The sequence below is a fragment of the Rhodobacter ferrooxidans genome (genome assembly GCF_000176015.1).
GTDB classification, from domain to species: Bacteria; Pseudomonadota; Alphaproteobacteria; order Rhodobacterales; family Rhodobacteraceae; genus Pseudorhodobacter_B; species Pseudorhodobacter_B ferrooxidans.
The window spans coordinates 1-724 of record NZ_ACYY01000053.1 but is presented as its reverse complement, the minus strand read 5'-3'; the positions used below and the strand labels follow the sequence as shown (position 1 = coordinate 724).

1 protein-coding gene is annotated in these 724 nt (G+C 63.8%); it reads right to left on the bottom strand.

Annotated elements, in window-relative coordinates; all coding sequences use genetic code 11:
• Nucleotides 1–724 (bottom strand): zinc-binding dehydrogenase (locus RSW2DRAFT_RS16990; protein WP_040672560.1); only part of this gene is annotated, 724 nt, incomplete at both ends.

Genomic DNA, 724 nt, shown 5'->3' with positions numbered 1-724 from the left:
GCACCACCAAAGGCCGTGCCTTTCCACACCCGCCCCGTCACCAACTGGAACGGCCGCGTCTCGATCACCGCGCCCGCAGGCGCCACGCCGATGATGATGCTTTGGCCCCAGCCGCGGTGGGTGCACTCCAGCGCATCGCGCATCACCTTCACATTGCCGGTGCAGTCAAAGCTGTAATCCGCGCCGCCGATCTGGTCGAACGCGGTCTTGGTCATGTTGACGATGTGCTGGGCAACCGGGCCGTCGATTTCCTTCGGGTTGACGAAATGCGTCATGCCGAACCGCTCGCCCCAGGCCTTGCGGTCGTTGTTGATATCGACGCCGATGATCATGTCGGCCCCGGCCAGCCGCAGCCCCTGCAGCACGTTGAGGCCAATGCCGCCCAGCCCGAACACCACCGCCTTGGCGCCGATCTCGACCTTGGCGGTGTTGATCACGGCCCCAATTCCGGTGGTCACGCCACAGCCGATGTAGCAGATCTTGTCGAACGGCGCGTCGGGGCGCACCTTGGCCAGAGCGATTTCCGGCAGCACGGTGTGGTTGGCGAAGGTCGAGCAGCCCATGTAGTGAAAGATCGGCGTGCCATCCAGCATGGAAAAGCGCGTGGTGCCGTCGGGCATCAGGCCCTGGCCTTGGGTGGCACGAATGGCGGTGCAGAGGTTGGTTTTCTGGGAAAGGCAACTGGGGCATTGCCGACATTCGGGCGTGTAAAGCGGAATGACGT